The organism is Blautia sp. OM07-19, from assembly GCF_003481595.1.
GTDB lineage: Bacteria > Bacillota > Clostridia > Lachnospirales > Lachnospiraceae > Blautia_A > Blautia_A intestinihominis.
In genome coordinates this window covers 1-20,506 of the sequence record NZ_QULA01000013.1, presented here as the reverse complement: position 1 = coordinate 20,506, position 20,506 = coordinate 1, and the positions used below count along the sequence as shown (strand labels likewise).

Genomic DNA, 20,506 nt, shown 5'->3' with positions numbered 1-20,506 from the left:
GAGGTATATCTATGGCTTATGGCAGAATCAGTAAAAAACAGCAGGAGATTCTGGATTACATCAAAAACGAAATCCTGAACAGAGGCTTCCCTCCTGCCGTAAGAGAAATTTGTGAAGCAGTTCATCTGAAATCCACATCTTCCGTACATTCTCATCTGGAAGCCCTGGAGAAGAACGGTTATATTCGCAGAGATGCGACCAAACCAAGAGCAATTGAGATCATTGATGACAATTTTAACCTTGTCCGCAGAGAGGTTGTTAATGTTCCTCTCATCGGCACCGTAGCAGCAGGTCAGCCGATCCTCGCAGTCGAGAATATCGAGACGTATTTTCCTGTTCCGGCAGAATTCATGCCGAATGAGCAGAGTTTTATGCTCCGCGTCAAGGGTGACAGTATGATCAATGCCGGGATCTTCGACGGAGATCAGGTTCTTGTGAAACAGCAGGCGTCTGCAGAGAACGGAGATATCGTTGTTGCACTCGTTGAGGACTCCGCCACTGTAAAGACTTTCTATAAGGAAGACGGCTACTATCGTCTTCAGCCGGAGAACGATTCCATGGATCCGATTCTGGTTCAGGATAATCTTCAGATTCTTGGCAAAGTCTTTGGTGTATTCCGCTTCTTTCAGTAAGGATCGATCTTTCCTGTGCTTTGAATAATTTTATGCATAACTAAAGCTCCGGACTGTTTTTGATCCGGAGCTTTAGTATTTGCTTTATTTGTTTACATAATATATTTATGGTAAATTATTTCAAAAACTCTTCCACATCGACTTCTTTTCCATCTCTCCAGATTCTCTCCAGATCATAGAAAAGACGGTTTTCTTCATCAAATACATGGATGATCAGATCGCCGTAGTCCATAAGGATCCAGTTGGAACCTCTTGTTCCCTCGACCTGTTTGGGCTCATAGCCGGCACGTCCGAGCTGTTCCTCTACGTTGTCTACCATTGCCTGTACCTGATTTAAGTTACTTCCGCTTGCAATCACGAAATAATCTGCGATCACGGAAACCTCATGGATGTCGATCACTTTGATATCGATCGCTTTCTTCTCATCCATGGCTTTGCAGGCAAGACGTACCATTTCCAGTTCTTTGTTCATAGCTTCTATTCCTTTCTGCATCAGGCCTGTGTTTTATCCCCAAACCTGGTGTTATGCAAATCGCTGTAAAATTCAAATGCTTCTTTTGTTGCAGAATCGACGTCCTTCGGATTTTCTTCAAGGTAGGAAAGTGTATCCTTGAGAATCTCGTACATGCACTCATCCAGATCCTCAAAAGCAAGTTTTCTTACTTTGGTGAGATTTGGTGCTTTGTTTCTCGCCGGCTCAATGTAGTCTGCGATATATACGATCTTTTCCAGAAGAGACATGTCTGGTCTTCCGGTTGTATGATAAGTAATGGAAGAAAGGATCTCTTTATCCTTGATTCCATACTTGACTTCTGCAACATATGCCCCTAATTTTGCATGAAGAAGAAACGGATGTGTTTTTTCAAACTCTGTAACCGGAATTTTATGTTCTTCACACATCTTAAGCTTTTTCTTGTTTGGAATGCATTTGGCACTGTCATGAAGAAGCCCTGCAGCCTGTGCATCTTTGAGGTCATATCCATGGACCATCGCCAGGGATGCGCAGGTATACATCACGCCAAGGGTATGTGCATATCGGTCTTCATCAAGATATTTTGCCAGTTTCTTCTGCATTTTTATGAAATCATAATCTGCCATCTTTACGTTATCTCCCTCTGTCGGAGTCAGATCAGGTATCATCTCAGACGGATGATAGATCTGATTCTCCTCAATATAATTTACAACTGCATCCGGCACATAATAGCGGATACTCTTGTCTTCCTGATGCCACTGACGCAGAAGCTGACTGGAAATGTCGATATTGAGCGTCTCCAGTCGGATAAAACATCCTCCATACTGCTTTGAGAGATACGTCATCTCCTGATCCAGATTTTTTACAGGCACGTGGTCTCTGGTCGCAACAACGATCGTACACGCCTGACAGATCCGGGCAGGCTCCATCCAGGTTGCAAAGTTATACAGAGAATCGGCTCCTATAATAAAGTAATAATCCGTATCCGGATTCTGTTTCTTAAGGGTCTCCAGAGTACGATAGGTATAGGTAAATCCCTCTGCATTCATCTCGATCAGAGAAAGTTCAAAGTGCGGGTTTCCCTGGATCGCCAGATTCACCATCTCAACTCTCTGTTCATCAGATGCCCTTCCCTTACGGTTCCTCTTGTGCGGAGGATTCCCAGCCGGCATAAATAAAATCTTGTCAAGTCCAAGCTGTTCGTATGCCTTCTCTCCAAGGATCAGATGTCCGACATGGATGGGATCAAACGTTCCTCCCATGATGCCGATTTTTTTTCGTCTGTTCTCCATACCTGTTCCTCCCTGATGTTACGGAAGAATGATCTTTTTCTTTTCTTTCTTGCCTTCGCGGTACAGAACGATCTTTCGTCCGATGACCTGTACGACCTGGGCATGTGTTCTTTCTGCCAGAACCTCTGCCATCTGACGCGGGTCATCCAGGCAGTTTTGAAGTACACTGATCTTGATCAGCTCTCTTGCTGCAAGTGCTTCGTCAACAGCCGCTGTGTTTTCCGGTGTGACAGATCCTTTGCCAAGCTGCATGATCGGTTCCATTTTCATTGCAAGCCCTTTCAGGTATGCTCTCTGTTTGCTTGTCATATTTTCAGACCTTTCTATTTGTAATAATCAAAGTCAAAGCCGTACATACGGACTGTGTTTCCTTCTTCGATACCAGCTTTTTCCAGTTCCTCAAGGATTCCGCCTTCTTTGAGGAAACGCTGGAAGAATGCGAAGCCTTTCTCGGAATCGAGGTTGGTATATCCGAGCATCTTTTCGATCTTCGGTCCCTCTACGATGAAGATCTCCGGATCATCCGAATCTCTCTCTACTGTAAATGGAAGATTCTCTGCAAACAGTTCGTCCTCCGGGAAGAATTCCTGTTCAAATACGATCCTCTCTGCCGGTGCGCTGTTCAGAAGCTCTTTGATCCCATAAATGAGTTCCTTAAGCCCCTGACCTGTTACTGCTGAGATCGGGTAAACTTTGATCCCCTGTGGTTCAAATTCTGCTTTGAGACGGTCGATCGGATTTTCCTCTCCGTCGTCAAAAATGCAGTCGATTTTGTTTGCCGCAATGAGTTGCGGTCTTGCTGCGATCTCCGGATTGTATGCTTCCAGTTCCTTGTTGATCTTATGGATATCGTCCACCGGATCACGGCCTTCTGTAGATGCAGCATCTACGATATGCACAAGGACACGGGTACGCTCAATGTGTCTCAGGAATTCATGTCCAAGACCAACACCCTCAGATGCTCCCTCGATCAGTCCCGGGATATCTGCGATAACAAATCCGCCATTCTCAGTATCTACCACACCAAGGTTCGGACTCAGTGTTGTGAAGTGATAATTGGCGATCTTTGGCTGTGCATTGGTGACTCTAGAAAGGAAAGTGGATTTGCCGACATTCGGGAATCCTACAAGTCCTACGTCTGCGATCACCTTAAGTTCCAGAAGAACTTCCAGCTCCTGTGCAGGCTGTCCCGGCTGTGCATACTTCGGAACCTGCATGGTTGCTGTCGCATAATGCTGGTTTCCTTTGCCGCCTCTTCCTCCTTTGAGCACGATCTGTCTGCGGTTTTCACCGGACATATCCGCAATGACCTTGCGTGACTGTGCTTCCATGATAACGGTCCCTTCCGGAACTTTGAGGACGATATCATCGCCGTCAGCTCCGTGGCAGCGTTTCTTGCCGCCTTCCTGTCCGTCCTGTGCCTTAAATTTTCTCTTATGACGGTATTCTCCAAGCGTATTCTGACCTTCGTCCACTTCGAAGATCACGTCTCCGCCTCTTCCTCCGTCTCCGCCGTCAGGACCGCCATTCGGCACGTACAGCTCTCGGCGGAAGCTTACATGTCCATCTCCGCCTTTTCCTGAACGGATGATAATTTTTGCTCTGTCTGCAAACATATATGTCGCTCCTCTTTTATTTTGAATTCAAAGAAAGGCTCCAAACCTGAACGATTTGAAGCCTTACGCTGAACTTGATTATTCTGCCTCTACCGGAACGATAGAAACCTGTTTCTTATCGCGTCCTTTTCTGGTGAATCTTACTACACCATCTGTCAGTGCAAATAATGTATAGTCTTTACCGCAGCCTACATTTTCACCTGGGTGAATCTTTGTTCCACGCTGTCTGTAAAGGATGTTTCCAGCTTTAACAAACTGTCCGTCTGCTCTTTTGGCACCTAATCTCTTAGACTCGGAGTCACGGCCGTTCTTTGTAGAACCAACACCTTTTTTATGTGCGAATAACTGAAGGTTCATTTTCATCATGTCATTACACCTCCCTGACTTTTACTTTTAAATAACGTTTTGAATAACTATGCTCAATTTCTGTCAGTCCGAGAACAAGGGAATCCATCAGAAGAGTCCCCCCTTCTGAAATCGGTTCGGTAAAAGTGAAGGATACGAAGCCGTCACTCTCCTCTGCCTCTATATGATCTTTCGTCAGCTGATCCAGAGAATTTACCGTGTTGATTACGAGAGCGGAGACAGCGGCACATATGATGTCGTATCCCTCTTCCGCGTATCCGGCATGTCCTTTGGATGTAAAACTGATATAGGAATTGTTCTTCTTACTGACTGTCACTGTAATCATGCAAACACCAGATTAAGCGTTGATCTTTTCGATTTTAACTTTAGTGAACTGCTGTCTGTGACCGTTTTTCTTGTGATATCCAGTTTTTCTTTTGTATTTGTAAACGATAACTTTTTTAGCTTTTCCGTTTTCAACTACAGAAGCGGTAACACTGGCATTGGCTACATCTGCTCCAACTTTTAAACCTTCGTTGCTAACTGCAAGAACGTTATCAAAAGTAACGGTTTCACCAGCTTCAACACCGAGTTTCTCAACTCTGATTACGTCGCCCTCGGCAACTTTGTACTGTTTACCACCTGTTGCAATAATTGCGTACATCTGTGGCACCTCCTATGAACTTTACTCGCCAGATGTGGTGGGATGAGGATTTTTTAGTAAAATCTCATGCTCTTAAACCTCTCTGTGCGGCATCTTCTGTATAATAGCATGATGTAGTTTATTCGTCAAGTGTTTTTTTTCTAAAATTTTAAAAAATATTAAAACCGTGCGAGGGGGACGATCTCGGAGTTGCGAACGGCCGAATTTCCCCCTCGCGCACCCCCTTTTTGGCCACCGCTAAAACCGTCGTTTGAGGGACGCGGAAGGCGCTGCGCTGTTCCGCTGGGAATTATAAGTTTACATAATTTTAATTATGTTAATAATCCTCCAAATAATGATGATAGGGATTGCTTCTATATTAATTGTTTATTGTCACTGCTGCTGTTGATGTAGGTCTCTTAGGTCTTCTATTAGTGGGCGGCGGACTTTTTGGCGGGTCATTTCTAGGATGTGCAGTGGGGTGATGTCTATTGCTTTGCATTTAACTGGGTCTTTGCGTAGTTGTTTCTGGAGGACGTGGAAGAGTTCGTCCTGGTGGTCGAGGTTTTGCATGTTGATGAAATCAACTAGGATGATGCCGGAGAGGTTGCGGAGGCGGATTTGGCGGGCAATTTCTGTGGCGGCTTCTAGGTTGATCTTTCGGTAGGTTTCTTCAGCTTTTTTCTTGGCGGTGTATTTTCCGCTGTTTACGTCTATGGAAACGAAGGCTTCGGTTTGTTGGATGACTAGGAAGCCTCCGCTTTTGAGCCAGATTTTTTCGTGGCGTACTTCGTCGATTGCGGATTCCAGGCTGTATAGTTTATATAATGGAAGGAGTTTGTCCTGGTATAAGTTCAGGATTTGTAGTTTGTCTGGTTGGAATTCGCTTAGGTACTCGGAAATTTTTTCGTAAATGGCTGGGATGTCTGTAACGATCTCATCGAGATCGCGTGTATAAATGTCGCGGACTGCTGCCAGATAGAACGATTCTGATTCATATAAAAGACTGTAGCAGGTGCGGTTTCGGCCGTGGAGGGCTGTTTTTTCGTACTGCTTTTTCAGAAGGTTCAGTTCGTGGAGGAATTCTTCCTTAGTGGCTTCGGCGGCGTTGGTGCGGGCTATGAGACCGTAGGGGCGGTCTGGGAGGTTTCGTTCTTCTTCCAGCCATTTGTTCAAAAGGCTGCTCTCTTCTTTGGAAAGTTTGTTGGAGAAGCCTATTTTGCGGTTGCCGGTAGTGAGGACGAGGTATTTGCCGGAAAAGTTCAGGTTTGTAGTCAGGGCTGGGAGTTTCCCTTTCATGGCTTCGCGGTTGATCTGAACCAGGAGCTGGTCGCCAGGGCGCAGGGGCTGGTCTGACTTACGTCCGTCTGCGTAAATGGCGTTTGTGCACTGATTCAGTGGAAGGTAGCCGTTTACGGAATCGCTTAAACGGACAAAAGCCGCCTGGATATTGGCGGCAATGTTTTCGACTTGTCCTACATAAATGTTGTTAAGAGTGTTTTTCTTTCCGGACGGCTCCAGACGAAGTTCTACGACCTTCTGGTCTCTGAAGACTGCACAGACAGTACAGAGTACTTCGTCAAGGAGTATTTCCGTAATGATCAGCTTATTCAACTTCTTCACCTAATGCTTCCATAGAAATAAGTTTCCGGTGTTCTTCATCGCCTTTGTTGGCATAGATCTCGCGGCGTTCGATCATGTATGCGAACGGAAGTGGCTCCTCTCCCATCCATCGAAGGAAAGTGTCCATGACAAGTTCCGGTTTGGTGTAGTTGGAACTTGCAGAAGCGAGCTGCATGAAAACTCCCTCGCCGTCGAGATGCATTTCATAAATATACGGACGGATGTCTATGGTTTTTTCACTGCGCTTTGTTTTCTTGGTCACAATGATCTCTTTCTGGGAAAGAAATTCGTCCAGTTTCTCTCTCCAGGATGCAGCAGGTTCTTTTCCCTCACGGAACTGTACGAAATAGTCAGCTGCTGCCACCAGAGCCATGGCTGTGCTTGCCTTGCCATCCTCTACCTGACGGGCAGAACATACAGAAACGCCGTCCACCATGACTGCATTCAGACGTTCCTCGATCTCTTTTGTCGGAACAGTCTCTGTCAGTTCCATGTCAAAATATTCCCCGAGACTGGTAGTTCCTACACCAAGAGGTGCTGCAAAGGACATGATCATATGCGGGCTGTATCCGCCGGAAAAAGCAACCGGCAGTTCTGCACGGCGGATCGCTTTCTGGAAATAACGCATAGTATCCAGATGTCCTACAAATTTCATATGACCGGTTTTTGCAAATTTAATTCTTACTTTCACAGCACACACCTCCTTTGTATTTGAGAACGCCACAGCCGGAACATTTCTGACGGCAGTTCGGTGTTACAGTCTCTGCTTTTGCCTGCTCCCACTCGCGGATCAGGAACTTCTTGGTCACGCCTGCATCAATGAAATCCCATGGAAGGATCTCATCTGTGCTTCGTTCACGAAGGGTATAGAATTCGATGTCCACACCTGTTTCTTTGAAAGCTTCTTTCCAGATATCATAATGGAAGCTTTCGGACCAGGCATCATAAAGGGCACCTTTTTCGTATGCTTTGAGAATGACTTTGGAACAGCGTCTGTCGCCTCTTGCAAGGAATCCTTCCAGAACGGTGACATCCGGTTCATGCCAGTTGTAGCGGATGCTTCTCTGGTTCAGCTGAGAGCGGATCTCATTTTTGACAACTTTTGCTTTCTCAATAAAATCTTCCTCACGGAACATCGGAGCCCACTGGAACGGAGTGAACGGCTTCGGAACAAAGAAAGATGTACTGACATTGATCTGTACCTTTCCTCTTCGCTGTTCTTTCGGAACGACTTCATAATAAGTTTCTGCGATCTTCTGGGCAAGATGTGCAATTCCCTTCATGTCATCCTCTGTTTCTGTCGGAAGTCCGAGCATGAAATAAAGTTTTACCTGATTCCAGCCGCCCTTGAAGGCCTCGCCGGCACCGTGAAGGATATCTTCCTCGGTAAGTCCCTTGTTGATCACATTACGAAGACGCTGAGATCCCGCCTCCGGAGCAAAAGTCAGGCTGCTTTTCTTGACATCCTGCACCTTGCTCATGACATCCAGGGCAAAAGCATCGATTCGAAGAGACGGCAGGGAAATATTGACTGCCTCATCGCGGAATTCATCGATCAGGAAATTTACGATTTCTTTGAGCTGACTATAGTCACTAGAGCTCAGAGAACTTAAGGAAATCTCCTCATGCCCGGTATTTTTGAGCATGATCCTTGCAGATTCCTTGAGAGTCTCCACATCACGCTCCCTTGTTGGACGATAGATCATACCTGCCTGACAGAAACGGCAGCCTCGGATACAGCCACGCTGGATCTCCAGTGTGACACGGTCCTGTGTCGCCTTGATATGTGGAACGACCGGTGCTTCCAATTTGTTGTAGTCTCTGTCCATATCGATGATGAGCTGTTTTTCTACTTTTTCCGGCACATCTGCATGCTTTGGACGGAAGGATTCAATCGTACCGTCTTCTTTGTAGGTAACTTCATAGAGAGACGGCACATAGATTCCCGGAATCTGTGCAGCTTTCAGAAGGAAGTCCTGCCTGCTGCCGCCGGCTTTCTTATTTGCCTTATATGCGTCAAACAGAGCGCCATAGACAGTCTCTCCCTCTCCAATATAAAAGAGGTCAAAAAACTCTGCCAGTGGCTCTGGATTATAAGCACATGCACCGCCACCGATCACGAGCGGATCATCTTCGACACGTTCTGCTGCCCGGAACGGAATTCCACTGAGATCCAGAAGCTGAAGTACATTGGTATAACACATCTCATATCCGAGAGTGATCCCAAGGAAATCAAACTCCTTTACCGGATCCTGGGATTCCAGAGTAAAGAGCGGGATCTTCTCCTCACGCATGATCTTGTCCAGATCCGTCCACGGAGAAAAAAGACGCTCACACCATACGTCGTCTCTTTTATTAAACATATCATATAAGATCATCATGCCGAGATTTGACATACCGATCTCATACACATCCGGAAACGCCATAGCAAAGCGGATATCTACGTCATCCTTATTCTTCATAACTGCATTGACCTCGCCGCCGATGTAGCGCGCGGCCTTGTCGATCTGCAGCAGTATCTCATCGCGTAATGCTAATTTTCTCATAGTTTTCCTTTCACTTTTTGAAGCAAAAAAATAACCTCACTGTTTCAGGGGTATGTGAGACCATTTTAATGTATTATAATGACTGTTAACAATGTTTCTTATTATAAACAGATTATCAAAGAAGTGCAAGTGTATAAAAAAAATATTCGGATAATATCCACAGGAACAAGGATTCGTTGAAACGCTGAACTTGATACAATTTAACCTGAATTATTCACGGCTTATTTTTAAAATTTCCTCTCACCCCTTTGCATGATTATAAAAATACTCTTTCAGAATCGAAAGACTTTCTTCACGTAAAACACCTTCCGAAACCTGCGGTTGCCAGAAAGAATTATCAAATACCATTTTTGAGCAATTGCATCCGGTGTTTCCGAGAATATGCTCCAAATCAATATTGCTTGCACCGTAAACCAACCGTCCCAACTTCACCCAAACCATTGCGCCACTGCACATAAAACATGGTTCGCAGCTGGAATAAAGAGTATATTCATGCAGATCGGTAATGCCAGTCTGTGCACAAAACTCTCGAATCAATCCTGCTTCTCCATGAAATGTTGGATCGTGTCTGGTATAAATTTGATTCTCGTTGCTAAATACAATTTCGCCATTCTTGACAAGTACCGCTCCGAACGGCTCGTTACCATGCTCAACTGCCAATTTTGACAGTTCAATAGCTTTTTTCATAAACATTTCATCTTGCATTATGTTTCCTCCACAAATAGAAGATCGGATTTTACAGCTACTTTCATAGCCTCTTATTTGTATATCCATTTCCAAAACAGGCTCTGGAACTTTATAGTTATTGCTTGTTATTTTAACCAACTTATGATAGTTTCATCTGTTGCATGGTTCGCATTAAATGGTCTGCACCATTTTGCAGGATATTTCTTTTTGATTCTCACCGCGATCTCCTGCGGTTCTGTAGCTCCACTGGTTGTAAAAATTGCTGCTTTTTTTCCATTTAGATTTACTTTATCCAGAAAACTGAACACTGCATTCGGAAGCGTTCCGCACCAGATCGGACTTCCTATCCGTATCCTGTCGTATACAGAAATATCAGGAATCTCCATATTCAGTTTTGGCCGCTCGTTTAACAGAATTTCTTTTAATGAGGTAAATACCGTCTTTCGATAAGACATCTGGTAAGATTTATGAGTCTTAATCTCTACCAGGTCTGCACCAGAAAGCTGTGCAATGTGTTCAGATGCTTCTTTCGTCTTTCCTGTCTGTGAAAAATAAATAACTAATGTTTTCATTTGACATTCCTCTTTTCTACTACGATATATTTATAGCTAATGCCCTTACAACTCTAATACAGGATAACTCTATTATAACAGGGAATTTACCCTTTCGCACGATAATATTAAAAAATCAGGGCAAGTCCAAAATATCAGACCTGCCCATTTACAATATTTTTATTTATTTCATTGTACATAAATTTTCATCAATCCACTTCTGGACATCTTTTTCGCTTATCTTAACCAGACGGGCAATCGTCTTTACATCCATGCCCTCTTCTGCCATGGAAAGGGCTGTTTCTTTTGCTTTCTTGAGTTCACCTTTCTCTATACCGCGTTTTTCGCCGCTTTCCATTCCCTCGCTGTAAATTTTCTCCATTTCACGGCACATAAGCTCAACTCCTTTCTGTGTGTCCTTCCATTCATCAAAATCCTATCCCGGATTTAAAGTGTTCATGTCCATCAGTCCGCCCCGTGGTAACGTGCCTTCATTTGGTTTTATCCTAACATTAATGAGATTCCTTTACAAGCTACTTTTTGTTCTTCTTGCCATATACTAACTTCAATATAAAAAAGCAAAAGATTAAAATCCATCCAATTATTCCCACTATATTTCCCACAATTGGATAATAATATCCAAGAATCACTCCACCAAGTACCAGCAATGCCCCTGACACAATTAATGCAATCAATATTTCCTCATCGCTCTATTCCTCCATAATGAATGTTTTAATGCTTCGCATTCAATCGTTTATTTACTCGTTCAACTGGAAATCTGTCCTCCATGCCAACTATTTCAAACAAATTTGATGGCAATTCCTTTTCTCCAATTAAAGTGAGATAGTCATCAACTGCTCTACGGTCAATCATAATTTTGCCATGACCAGCCCAATGCCGATTACTCTCTTTCTTTTTTAATCCGGAAATCCAATATTCTTCACCATTCTCAATGTCCATATAGTTTGCATAGTTACCAATATTCTTCTGAAAAGCATGATCATTGAAATAAATTGTTTTCCTGGTTTTTGAAGTTTGTACATACCCAATCCATGCCGGACCATCATCCGAATATCCAGTTTTGAGTTCAATATACATTAATTCTTTAATCATTTTATCACCTCCAGATTGTTTTTTCGATCAGATTCCATAGTGAATCATCCATTTATTTTTATCCAACGCCTGCTCTAATAATTTCTTTAATTCATTCAATTCAGAAATATCTGCAATGACATCAATAAATGCTTTTAACGAGTCAGGTGGAATCAATGTAATACCATAATATGCAAGCCCTTTGCCTTTAGCAGAAAGCGTGTGCCAATAAAAGTCAATGGTGCTAAGTCTCTCAACAATGTTTGCTAAGTCGTCATCATCAACAGAAATGCAGGTATATTTCCACGGTTCATATTCGTCATAATGCTTGCCTTTCTTAGGGGCATCCAGCATAATTCCAAATTCATGTTTCGCCATATACACCACCTCCACAAATCCTAAGTGTTCTAATTCTTTCTTGGCTGCATTTTCTTCCCTCGCAGATAAAAAGAGTCCTCTGGACCATCCTCCTGGGGACAATTTATTGACTTGCTTGTAGGCAAGTATAATTCCAACCATTCATTTTTTGCAAATTCATGTACTCTGTTGCTACTTTCTTTTACCATAGTCATCCAAAATTTCTAACTTCTGTTGACTTCCTGATAACTTACTTATCTCCCAGTCCTTTCCCCCTCCGATTTCTGTAGACCTTTAAATAACTTATTTCCTATCAGGTCATTCAGACCTTTAAATTTCGTGGGTCTTTAATCAATTTACTTCCCGTAGAGTCATCTCGCCTCCCAATTTCCATGAACCTTCAACTCGCTTGGTACGACCATACGGGACAAAACGCCATCACTGAAGGTGATTTGGAATGCATTTTGACCAAGTTACTGTGAATGGATTGAACAGTAACGATTCTCTGGCATTTGATTCATTTATCTGATATCAATCCGTATTTTTTCTCCCACAGCTTTCCATCCAGAATCATAATCATCTGCTACATCGTAAACGTTACTTTCTTCTTCGATATAAACGTCATCATCGTCGTCCAAAACATACTCCTTCGTAACACTGCTTTCAGTTACGTTTTCAGAGGAGTTCTCGGATTTCAGATAAAGCTGCAATTCCAGATATTCGCTGTCAGGATCAGGCAGTTCCGGTCTTTCATCGTCATTGAAAGTCCAAAATTCTGTCTTAAATTTCCAGTCCCGATGACTGTCGTCTGTTTTTGCATCATCCGTCAGATTATATCGCACTTTATTTCCTTTGCTGTCTGTTCCACGCAGCTCAACTTCGTAGTTTTGGTACAGTTTTTCTGGTACTTCTGCTGAAATACTGCTCTGTAATTTATTCAGGAAAATATCTTTTAATACCACTGGTCCTTCTTCAGTTTGAACAGAAATATTTTCAACTTCTTTATGGGTCGTCTGCTTAAGAAGCTTCTCTCGCGATACGGTAAAATCAAAGGTAAATTCCGCCACGGATTTCTGCCAGTCATCAAGATCAAAAGCATGGAGCACAAGATGTATCTCCGGGTTTTCTCCAAGATCTCTGGGAGCATGAAAACGGTACTCCTGCACTTGGTCATATTCAGTTACATTTATGTCGGTATCTGTATCGAATAAATCTTCTGCAGAATAAGGAGTATAATTCCCACTCATATATTCATCCAATTTTTGACCATTTATTATGGTTTTTTCCAGATCAAGTGAGACTCCTGTATTAGCAAAAGATGAAATCGGTGCCGATTTTCCCTGCTGATCATCTTCGGAATCATCAATTTCCGCGTGCACCTCAAACAGCAGAACTCCTTCATCCAAAACAACTTCTTTTAAGTTTGTAGTAATCCCGTGATCTGTTTTCGATGTGTTCAAAACCTCCGTATAGGAGTCGATTCCTCTTTGAAATCCCAGGGTTTCTCCTATTGATAAAACAACCTCTTTGATCGCGGCCTGCACTTTGGGATTCGATAAAACAGTCGAGATCAACGCCAATATCACACAAGCTGCCGCCAGTCTGCGCCAAAATGATGGCGCCCAGGCATTTTTCTTTCCTTTCCATTCTCCTTCTGCTTCGCTGATATATTTCGGATCAATATCGCCAAATTTTTTTGAAAAATCAAATTTCTTCATAAGTGTTTTCCTTCCTTTTCTAACACTTTTAGCAGCTTCTTTCTGTTCCGGTACAGATTCATTTTTACACTTCCAACAGACATAGCATGTCTTTTGGCGATCGCTGAAACAGAGTCAAAAAACCAGTATCTTCTCACGAAAATATCTCTGTCCTCTGCGTCCATTTTTTCAAGAAAATCGTTGATGATTTCCAGCAGTTCTTTTTCTGCCAGCTGATCTTCAATGGTATAGGTAACTCTTAACTGATCCATTTCACCCAGAATATCCGCCATATGTACATCCGGACGCCTGTCGGCATATTTTTTTCGCAGACGGTCAATGCTCAAATTCCTCGTGATCCGGCCGCAAAAATGTGATAATACAGACGGCTTTTTGGGCGGGATCAGTGACCAGACTGAAAACCAGGTATCATTCAGGCATTCCTCCGAATCTTCTCTGTTTGCAAGCAGATTCCAGGCGATCTTATAACAGTAAGGATGATATTTATCGCTTAATACTTCGATCGCATGCTCATCTCTCATCTCAAACAGAGATATGATCTCATTGTCTCTCATTTAAGTTGTCCTCCAAAGTTTTGTATTTCATCAGCAAATACAAGCGCGCTTTGATTGCTGCTTTTCCTAAGGCTCCTTTTAGAAGGAAATTTCCTACTCATACTATATATCGTAAAAAATCCCGGATGGTAACAAAAAAAATCAAATTTTTTAAAAATCAGGAAAAAAAGGGGCTATCGGGAAATAATGATTTTTAGTCCCGACAGTCTCTTCTTATATTAACGTTTCACCAACCGCAGATTACTTTTGTATCCTGTTTCGAAATGTAAAATATTTTACGGCAAACTGTAGAAAAGTAATAACGTATATAACTAATAATACAACCCACACTGGCAGCAATCCATGTTCACTGTGATCTGTCGAAGATATATAAACCTGCTGAATCAGACCGCAAAGAATCACGATCAACGGAATCACTCTTCCCCAGAAAATTCTCTTCACCATATCCAGCCGGGAGATATCATCACAGAATATTTCCTCGTCCTGCTGCATCCTGTCTACCGGTTTTCGGAAATAGTTGTATCCAGCAAATTCTGTCAGATATTCCCATCCACAGTCCTCAAACATCCGTACATATTCCATCTGGTGTTTGATTCCTTCTTTATTATAATCCAGCTGATAGATTACTTTCTCAGGCTCACATCTCTCAAATGTATAGATTCCAGGAAAAGTCACTCTCTTGAATTTCCAGCCTTCCTGGTGTCTCTTACTCAGGTACTTTTCTTCTTTTTCGTATTCCATAATGTTAAACCAGCGAAATTCTTTTTTGACTTTCTTCATTGCATTACCTCCTGTGCATTGCGATACAATCTGCGGATTCTCTTTAGTTCAAGCTCCAGAACTTCCGTTCCAAGCTCTGTGATCTGATAGATTTTCCTCTTATCTTCCTCCCTGATAAAACAGATCAAACCGTCCTTTTCATCCAATCACATTCGCGCCAAACGGCATAAAGGAAAGTCTTTCCATCTTAAAGAACTGTTTTCCAAACGGAATACCAATGATCGTGATGCACCACAGGCAGCCTACGATCAGATTTTCGAAAGCCATTAATGTGTCGACTTCGCTTTCGGATAAATCTGTTTCATCCTGGCATCGTCGAAGTGTGTGTCCACCCATTTTTCTATCTGGTTCTGTGCTTCGACTCCCTGTGCCCTCTGATCGTAGCGCATCAGCGCCGCAGTGCACAAATGCCCTGTTTTGTTCTTATTTTCCCTGTTTTTTGTCCTCCGAATTTTCCTTCATTAAAAAGATTTCCCTGTAAACGCCTGGTGCCAGTCCGATATAACGATTAAAGTAATTTGTAAAATGGCTCTGGTCAGAAAATCCTGTCTGCAATGCCGCTTCCACAGGCGGCAGGCCCTGTTCCAGTAATTTCTTCGCTTCTCCGATGCGGATATTTTGGAGATAACTATATGGAGTTACACCTTTGGACTTCGTAAATGCCCGCAGCAAAGTTGATTTGCTGAGCCCCTCCAGATGACATATCTGATCCAGATAAATCAGCATAATGAAAAACGCTTGTAAAATACTTCCGGAGGCAAGGGAAAAGACTACTTATGACCGTGCGATTGTTTTCCATAAGAAATAAATCCACAGATGTACCAGTGGTGCTTCCTGAAAATACACTGTAATAAAAAATACCGACTCCCGGAATCATACTCCGTAAAGAGTTCAATTCCGAAAGCCGATATTTTTATATATGAAGCATAAATCGTCTTTTTTCAGGATGATACCGTCAAAAGAATTATCGGATATCTTCTTTTCTTTTGCGATACCTACATAATGATACAAAAGACTGTCTGCTGCCGCATTTCCAGTGTATGGAATCTCGAGCTCAGAATAAATCAACGAATACCTGTTTAATGGAAATCTCCCTACACTTTATTTAACTGTGACTTTGCACTTTGTCTGTACCTTACCGGATTTCACAGTAATTACAGCAGTACCTTTCCTTTTGGCAGTAATGACTCCCTTTGCATTCACCGTTACAACTTTGGAATCAGAAGTACTGTAAGAAATTTTATCATCACTGTTTGATGGACTCAGCTTCGGCTTCAGCTGAGATGTCTTTCCTCTCAGGAGGGTAATCGCAGAGTTAATACCGGATATTTTCTGAGTTGATACTTTTGGTACTATTACTGTAATCGTTACTTTTTTGCTGCCGGATTTTACTGTAATTCTGGCTGTTCCGGTTTTTATTCCTTTTATCACACCTTTGGATGATACAGTGGCAACATTTTTATTTGAAGAGCTATACGTTATTCTTTCCTGGGAAGTTACTGGTGAAAGCACTGGTCTTAATGTAAGTGTCTTACCTTTGGTAACTGTATATTTTGTCTTAAGGCCGTAAATAGCATTGGTTCTGACCGTTCCATTCTGTACAGTGACTTTGACCTTCGTTTTTTCACCGGTGGACATTACAATTGTAATATAAGTAGAACCTGTTTTTTTGCCAGCCGTAATCCTTCCCTGTGCATTTACTCTGGCAATCGAAGTGTTTGCAGAATACCATGCTACAACACGGAACGATGATGTTGCATTTGTTACTTTTACTGCCGATGTAGATTGTCCTGCACGCAGAACGACAGACTTCGTATTTACTTTCATATGATAAATGCCAAGATCTTCATCCGTCAGTGCAGCTGATGTAAATTTCTGCGTCATAGATTGAATAATATCAGAATCTTTCCAGCTTTTTCCATTATAAATCTGTTTCTTAAAGAAAATATAGATATTGTAGGTTTTCTTCTCGCGTATTCCCTTAGGTGAGCCTATTCTCCATACAGTATTCTTGTCAACTCCTGTTGGATTCTGCCTGGTACTCCAATACATCGGAACCCAGCGTACATCTCCTGAAATTGGAGATTTATTGTCCATGCCTGCTCCTGTTACCGTAAAGTTATAGAACTTACCTGGAGTAAACTTTAATGGTTTTTCAAGGCCTTTCACAGTGCTTTGCGTAACTTTGTAGATGCGAAGCGGGCGTGAAGGAGTTGGGGTTGGTGCTTTCGGACGTTTATTCTTGAAACTGCTGTTATCCAGCTTAAAGAGGCTCATCTTTGCCTTACCGCTATATGGTTTTGCACAAATAACCAGCCAGGAATCTGTTTCAGGAACATTCTCTGCTTTTACAGTAAACTCTGTGTTTGCTTCTTCAGAATTCGTGGCACGACTCGAATCATACATATTCTGAATCACAGTTATATCTGTACCTGAATCTACATAAAAATAATACCATTTGCAGTCCTGAGTTGTAGAAAACTTCAAAGAAACCGTTGTATGATTCTCCCATTTCATAGAACCACTCTGATAAGTCAACGAAAATGGTATTACCGTTGGAGTCGGTGTTGGCATTGCTGTTGGCTCTGGCTCTGTTGAAGGTGCAATTGTTGGAGTCGGCTCTGCTGAAGGTATAGGAGTCACTTCCTGCTCAGACTCCTGCATCTCCCCTGATGAGTCGGCATCGGAAATTTCTGTGCCTGTCGTAAAATCTTCAGTATCTGAAAAAATGTCGCCTGACTCCTCCGTCTCTTTCGCTTCTCCAGCATCCACAAAGTCCAGATCACTGTCAACACTTTCAGCTGTCATGCCCTCTGTTGATTCTGTTTCTTCTGCAAACTGAGTAAACTCTTCATTGGAATCCGAAGCAAAAGTATTCGCTGCTAATCCACTGGTAAGCATTCCTGCTGTAAGCATAAGTACAAGCACTTTTTTCTTCATTCTTATCCCCCATTCCTTTTCATAAGGCTCATAATTCTACTGATTTCTTATAAAGAATTATATCAGATATTAGAAAAATCAGGTAGTATTAATTTAATTATCTGTCAAAGAGCCGTTAAAAAATTTAACCACAATCTCCTGGGTCTCTTCTGTCCAGAATTCACTTCCGCCGTGGTCGGCACCTTCCAGAAGGTATAAGCGCACATCTTTTCCACAAGATTTGAGTTTCTGATAAACAGTTACACTTACTCGGGGATTGATCGTGCGGTCTTTGGTGCCGTGGAACATCAGGATTGGTGAAAGGATGGTGTCTTCGTGGATGGAGAGGATTCCTTTTACATCCGCATTTGTTCCGGGATATAAGTTTGTATCCTGATCGTCATCGTGAAGCAACTGTGAAAACATGGCTGTATGTCCGCCGGATGAATCACCGCCGACAAAAACTTTGTCCATATCTACGTTATACTCTGCCGCATGGATCTTCATAAAGCGGATCGCGTTTCTTGTGTCCAGTGCCTGCGCCGGAAATGGTGCGATCCCGGAGTGGCGGTATTCCACAACTGCTATGACATAGCCCTTCTCAGCCAGTCTTGAAAGTATTCCAAGTTTCGCATTGATATTCTGCTCAAGCCACGCAGAGCCCTGGACATACACAAGACAGGGATGCAATGTATCACTGTCTATGGTGTTTCTTGTCTGTGGTGTAATGATCTGTAAGTGAAGCGGCACACCATCCATGTTGGCATATTCCACATTCGAATAAATATAAGTTCCTTTCTCATCTCCGGTTGTCGGGATTCTTGTAACGCCCTCTATCTCTTCGTCAAAAGATGGGTATTCTTCGTAGGTCCAGTTTTTTATTTCCATAAGATATATTCTCCTGTTTTACAGCTTACCAGCCTTTCAGCACAGAAATCTGATAAGTCGCTATATTTTGTGGGTTTTCCAGTGCTTTTTTGCGCCAGGCACTTGGGGAAAGTCCTGTTATTTTTCTGAAGTTTCTAAGAAACGTGGACAGAACCGGATAACCAACAGAACGGGCAACTTCCTCGATGGAAGTACTGCCATGTGCAAGCAGCTCACATGCTTTGTTGATCCGAACCACATTCAGATACTCAGAAGGCGGCATATTCGTATATTCAGAAAAAATCCTTCGCATATGAGTTTCGCTCAGCCCGCAGCTTTTGGCAAAATCCTTTGCCTTTATATCCTCTGTGTAATGCTGTTCCATATAGTTTATGATCTTTCGAACATAATCCATTGCATCAGAATGTGAAAGTTCATCCCCTGAATCCAGCGTGTTCAGCCGGTCAAAAAATAACAGAAAATTAAACGTAAGCGATAAAACTGCATATTTATAATGATATTTTTTCTGCTGCGTTTCTTCTATTATCATCTGCAGCAGTTCCACAGCCAGAGCGTTTTTGCTGCTATCCAGCACCAGAACTTCTCTGGAAAGATTTTTCTGCATTTTTGTATACTTTTCAGGCGCATCCTCAAAAACTTTTTTGAGGATGCTGTCTGTATCTATAAAAAGATATTCCCATTTCTGCTTTCGATTATGTTCTTCTGGCACCGGACAGGTACGATGCGGAATGTTTTTGGGAATGAACGTCAGTGTCCCTGCATGGTAAGGCGTTTCTTTTTCTGCAAACTGTATGATCCCATTTCCATAATGACAGTAACCGACTTCCAGATAATTATGAAAATGCATATTATCCATTCCATAAACAGTTTCCCATTTTTCACCGGTCAAAACAAGCAGCGGAAGATCCCGTGAAAGTTCATAGTAACGATATTCAGCTTTAGACATTTGCAATCTCCCTATGTTTTTATAAGGTCATTATAACAGTTGAAGAATATAAAGAAAAGAGCATAGTAGAACTTGTAAGTACACTTGGAATAAAAAAACAGCTGTTCCCTTAAGTCCCAACATGTAGTCTGCGAGTCTCGGGCTCTTTTCTTTTACTTTTTTCAGATCCACACACTCTGCAACTATTTTTGTTACTTTGATCTGCTGCTCGATTCTTGAGATCATAACCTTCTCATTCACAGACTGGTCTTCTCTTCCAAGATAATACTGATAAAGATCCGTATCTATATAAAACAGCGACTCCACATATGGCAGCGGATAGTATGCAAAAATATTATCCACATAAAAAATATGCTCCGGTAATCTGACACCGGATTTCTTTAAAACTTCTGTCCGATATACCAGTGAATGCATGACCAGATATTGTGATGGCTTGAAATATTTTATGTCTTCCCAGCCAATCTCCGTTTCCGCAGGATAACCCCTTCTTCTGTAAGGGTAATTTTTTTCTTTCCACGGATCAATAGCTGCTTTCCCAGCTTCTTTTCAAGTTCCATAAGCTGCTTTGACAGGGACGGTTGTGCATTTCTGGCCTTCAAACCACAGACCAACAAGGCCGATTTCATCAGCCGCCAGCAAAATATCTCCCAGTGAAGATACATAGGTACAGGTATAGATCATAATTTTGTCATTCCCTTCATGCATAATTGCCTCCGTCGCACGGGGTACAGTAGAAAACTTCGATAAATTGAATTTGTTACATTTATTATAACTGGAATTTGGTTGGGTCGAGTAGATACATCCGTTACCGAATGTATCCCTCACAGAATTCCGGACGTGCGGCT

24 protein-coding genes and 4 pseudogenes are annotated in these 20,506 nt (G+C 42.5%); 1 reads left to right on the top strand and 27 read right to left on the bottom strand.

Annotation, left to right across the window (positions count from 1 at the left end):
* Positions 1–11: 11 nt before the first annotated feature.
* Positions 12–632 carry a transcriptional repressor LexA gene (gene lexA / locus DXC01_RS10450; RefSeq protein WP_022215023.1) on the top strand — a complete coding sequence of 207 codons (621 nt, stop codon included), beginning with the start codon at positions 12–14 and terminating at the stop codon, positions 630–632.
* Positions 633–747: 115 nt separating this feature from the next.
* Here lexA and rsfS read toward each other — a convergent pair whose 3' ends face one another.
* The 27 genes and pseudogenes from rsfS to DXC01_RS21470 form a co-directional block, all read right to left on the bottom strand.
* Complete coding sequence (gene rsfS, locus DXC01_RS10445; RefSeq protein ID WP_118252978.1) at positions 748–1,104, bottom strand: ribosome silencing factor; 357 nt, start codon at positions 1,102–1,104, stop codon at positions 748–750.
* Positions 1,105–1,124: 20 nt separating this feature from the next.
* Positions 1,125–1,730: a bis(5'-nucleosyl)-tetraphosphatase (symmetrical) YqeK gene (gene yqeK / locus DXC01_RS21280; protein WP_118252981.1), complete on the bottom strand. Its 606-nt coding sequence runs from the start codon at positions 1,728–1,730 to the stop codon at positions 1,125–1,127.
* 42 nt (positions 1,731–1,772) lie between these two features.
* Positions 1,773–2,396 (bottom strand): annotated as a pseudogene (gene nadD, locus DXC01_RS21275) (nicotinate-nucleotide adenylyltransferase); the annotation flags it as partial.
* A gap of 18 nt (positions 2,397–2,414) precedes the next feature.
* The gene (yhbY, locus tag DXC01_RS10430) at positions 2,415–2,705 is read right to left on the bottom strand and encodes a ribosome assembly RNA-binding protein YhbY (protein ID WP_022215026.1); all 291 of its coding nucleotides are present in this window, start codon (positions 2,703–2,705) and stop codon (positions 2,415–2,417) included.
* A gap of 14 nt (positions 2,706–2,719) precedes the next feature.
* Complete coding sequence (gene obgE / locus DXC01_RS10425; protein ID WP_118698856.1) at positions 2,720–4,012, bottom strand: GTPase ObgE; 1,293 nt, start codon at positions 4,010–4,012, stop codon at positions 2,720–2,722.
* Between the two features lie 78 nt (positions 4,013–4,090).
* Positions 4,091–4,378 (bottom strand): 50S ribosomal protein L27, encoded by a 288-nt coding sequence (rpmA, locus tag DXC01_RS10420; RefSeq protein ID WP_005422790.1) that lies wholly within the window; start codon positions 4,376–4,378, stop codon positions 4,091–4,093.
* A gap of 4 nt (positions 4,379–4,382) precedes the next feature.
* A complete protein-coding gene (locus tag DXC01_RS10415) occupies positions 4,383–4,703 on the bottom strand; it encodes a ribosomal-processing cysteine protease Prp (RefSeq protein ID WP_118698855.1) in 321 nt (106 codons plus the stop codon).
* A gap of 12 nt (positions 4,704–4,715) precedes the next feature.
* Positions 4,716–5,021 carry a 50S ribosomal protein L21 gene (gene rplU, locus DXC01_RS10410; protein ID WP_005422792.1) on the bottom strand — a complete coding sequence of 102 codons (306 nt, stop codon included), beginning with the start codon at positions 5,019–5,021 and terminating at the stop codon, positions 4,716–4,718.
* A gap of 372 nt (positions 5,022–5,393) precedes the next feature.
* Complete coding sequence (locus DXC01_RS10405) at positions 5,394–6,623, bottom strand: ribonuclease E/G (protein ID WP_243111595.1); 1,230 nt, start codon at positions 6,621–6,623, stop codon at positions 5,394–5,396.
* Positions 6,607–7,314, bottom strand: a complete 708-nt coding sequence (locus DXC01_RS10400; protein WP_022214773.1) for a TIGR03936 family radical SAM-associated protein — start codon at positions 7,312–7,314, stop codon at positions 6,607–6,609. The genes DXC01_RS10405 and DXC01_RS10400 overlap by 17 nt, the downstream gene beginning before the upstream one ends.
* A complete protein-coding gene (locus DXC01_RS10395) occupies positions 7,298–9,169 on the bottom strand; it encodes a TIGR03960 family B12-binding radical SAM protein (RefSeq protein ID WP_118698854.1) in 1,872 nt (623 codons plus the stop codon). The genes DXC01_RS10400 and DXC01_RS10395 overlap by 17 nt, the downstream gene beginning before the upstream one ends.
* 240 nt (positions 9,170–9,409) lie before the next feature.
* Positions 9,410–9,874: a nucleoside deaminase gene (locus DXC01_RS10390; protein WP_022214247.1), complete on the bottom strand. Its 465-nt coding sequence runs from the start codon at positions 9,872–9,874 to the stop codon at positions 9,410–9,412.
* A gap of 107 nt (positions 9,875–9,981) precedes the next feature.
* Positions 9,982–10,428 carry a flavodoxin gene (locus DXC01_RS10385; RefSeq protein WP_118698853.1) on the bottom strand — a complete coding sequence of 149 codons (447 nt, stop codon included), beginning with the start codon at positions 10,426–10,428 and terminating at the stop codon, positions 9,982–9,984.
* A 163-nt stretch (positions 10,429–10,591) separates the two neighbouring features.
* Positions 10,592–10,801: a hypothetical protein gene (locus DXC01_RS10380; protein WP_022214249.1), complete on the bottom strand. Its 210-nt coding sequence runs from the start codon at positions 10,799–10,801 to the stop codon at positions 10,592–10,594.
* Positions 10,802–11,139: 338 nt separating this feature from the next.
* Complete coding sequence (locus DXC01_RS10375; protein WP_022214251.1) at positions 11,140–11,520, bottom strand: hypothetical protein; 381 nt, start codon at positions 11,518–11,520, stop codon at positions 11,140–11,142.
* A 27-nt stretch (positions 11,521–11,547) separates the two neighbouring features.
* Positions 11,548–12,018, bottom strand: coding sequence for a hypothetical protein (locus DXC01_RS10370; RefSeq protein ID WP_227222033.1), 471 nt, complete (start codon positions 12,016–12,018; stop codon positions 11,548–11,550).
* A 359-nt stretch (positions 12,019–12,377) separates the two neighbouring features.
* Positions 12,378–13,574: a DUF4179 domain-containing protein gene (locus DXC01_RS10365; RefSeq protein ID WP_118698852.1), complete on the bottom strand. Its 1,197-nt coding sequence runs from the start codon at positions 13,572–13,574 to the stop codon at positions 12,378–12,380.
* Positions 13,571–14,128: an RNA polymerase sigma factor gene (locus tag DXC01_RS10360; protein ID WP_118698851.1), complete on the bottom strand. Its 558-nt coding sequence runs from the start codon at positions 14,126–14,128 to the stop codon at positions 13,571–13,573. Before DXC01_RS10360 ends, DXC01_RS10365 begins: the two co-directional genes overlap by 4 nt.
* 240 nt (positions 14,129–14,368) lie before the next feature.
* Positions 14,369–14,908 carry a DUF2812 domain-containing protein gene (locus tag DXC01_RS10355; protein ID WP_118698850.1) on the bottom strand — a complete coding sequence of 180 codons (540 nt, stop codon included), beginning with the start codon at positions 14,906–14,908 and terminating at the stop codon, positions 14,369–14,371.
* Between the two features lie 138 nt (positions 14,909–15,046).
* Positions 15,047–15,175: pseudogene (locus tag DXC01_RS21475) on the bottom strand (YccF domain-containing protein); the annotation flags it as partial.
* 156 nt (positions 15,176–15,331) lie between these two features.
* Positions 15,332–15,628 (bottom strand): annotated as a pseudogene (locus DXC01_RS10340) (helix-turn-helix transcriptional regulator); the annotation flags it as partial.
* Between the two features lie 381 nt (positions 15,629–16,009).
* Positions 16,010–17,848, bottom strand: a complete 1,839-nt coding sequence (locus DXC01_RS10335) for an Ig-like domain-containing protein (RefSeq protein WP_118698849.1) — start codon at positions 17,846–17,848, stop codon at positions 16,010–16,012.
* 93 nt (positions 17,849–17,941) lie between these two features.
* Positions 17,942–18,715, bottom strand: coding sequence for an alpha/beta hydrolase (locus DXC01_RS10330; protein WP_118698848.1), 774 nt, complete (start codon positions 18,713–18,715; stop codon positions 17,942–17,944).
* A gap of 25 nt (positions 18,716–18,740) precedes the next feature.
* Positions 18,741–19,661, bottom strand: a complete 921-nt coding sequence (locus tag DXC01_RS10325; protein WP_118698847.1) for a helix-turn-helix domain-containing protein — start codon at positions 19,659–19,661, stop codon at positions 18,741–18,743.
* A gap of 30 nt (positions 19,662–19,691) precedes the next feature.
* Positions 19,692–20,003: a hypothetical protein gene (locus DXC01_RS10320; protein WP_330427657.1), complete on the bottom strand. Its 312-nt coding sequence runs from the start codon at positions 20,001–20,003 to the stop codon at positions 19,692–19,694.
* Positions 20,004–20,125: 122 nt separating this feature from the next.
* A pseudogene (locus DXC01_RS21260) lies at positions 20,126–20,260 on the bottom strand (LysR family transcriptional regulator); the annotation flags it as partial.
* Positions 20,208–20,366: a hypothetical protein gene (locus DXC01_RS21470; protein ID WP_330427656.1), complete on the bottom strand. Its 159-nt coding sequence runs from the start codon at positions 20,364–20,366 to the stop codon at positions 20,208–20,210. The pseudogene DXC01_RS21260 and the gene DXC01_RS21470, both read right to left, overlap by 53 nt.
* Positions 20,367–20,506: the final 140 nt, after the last annotated feature.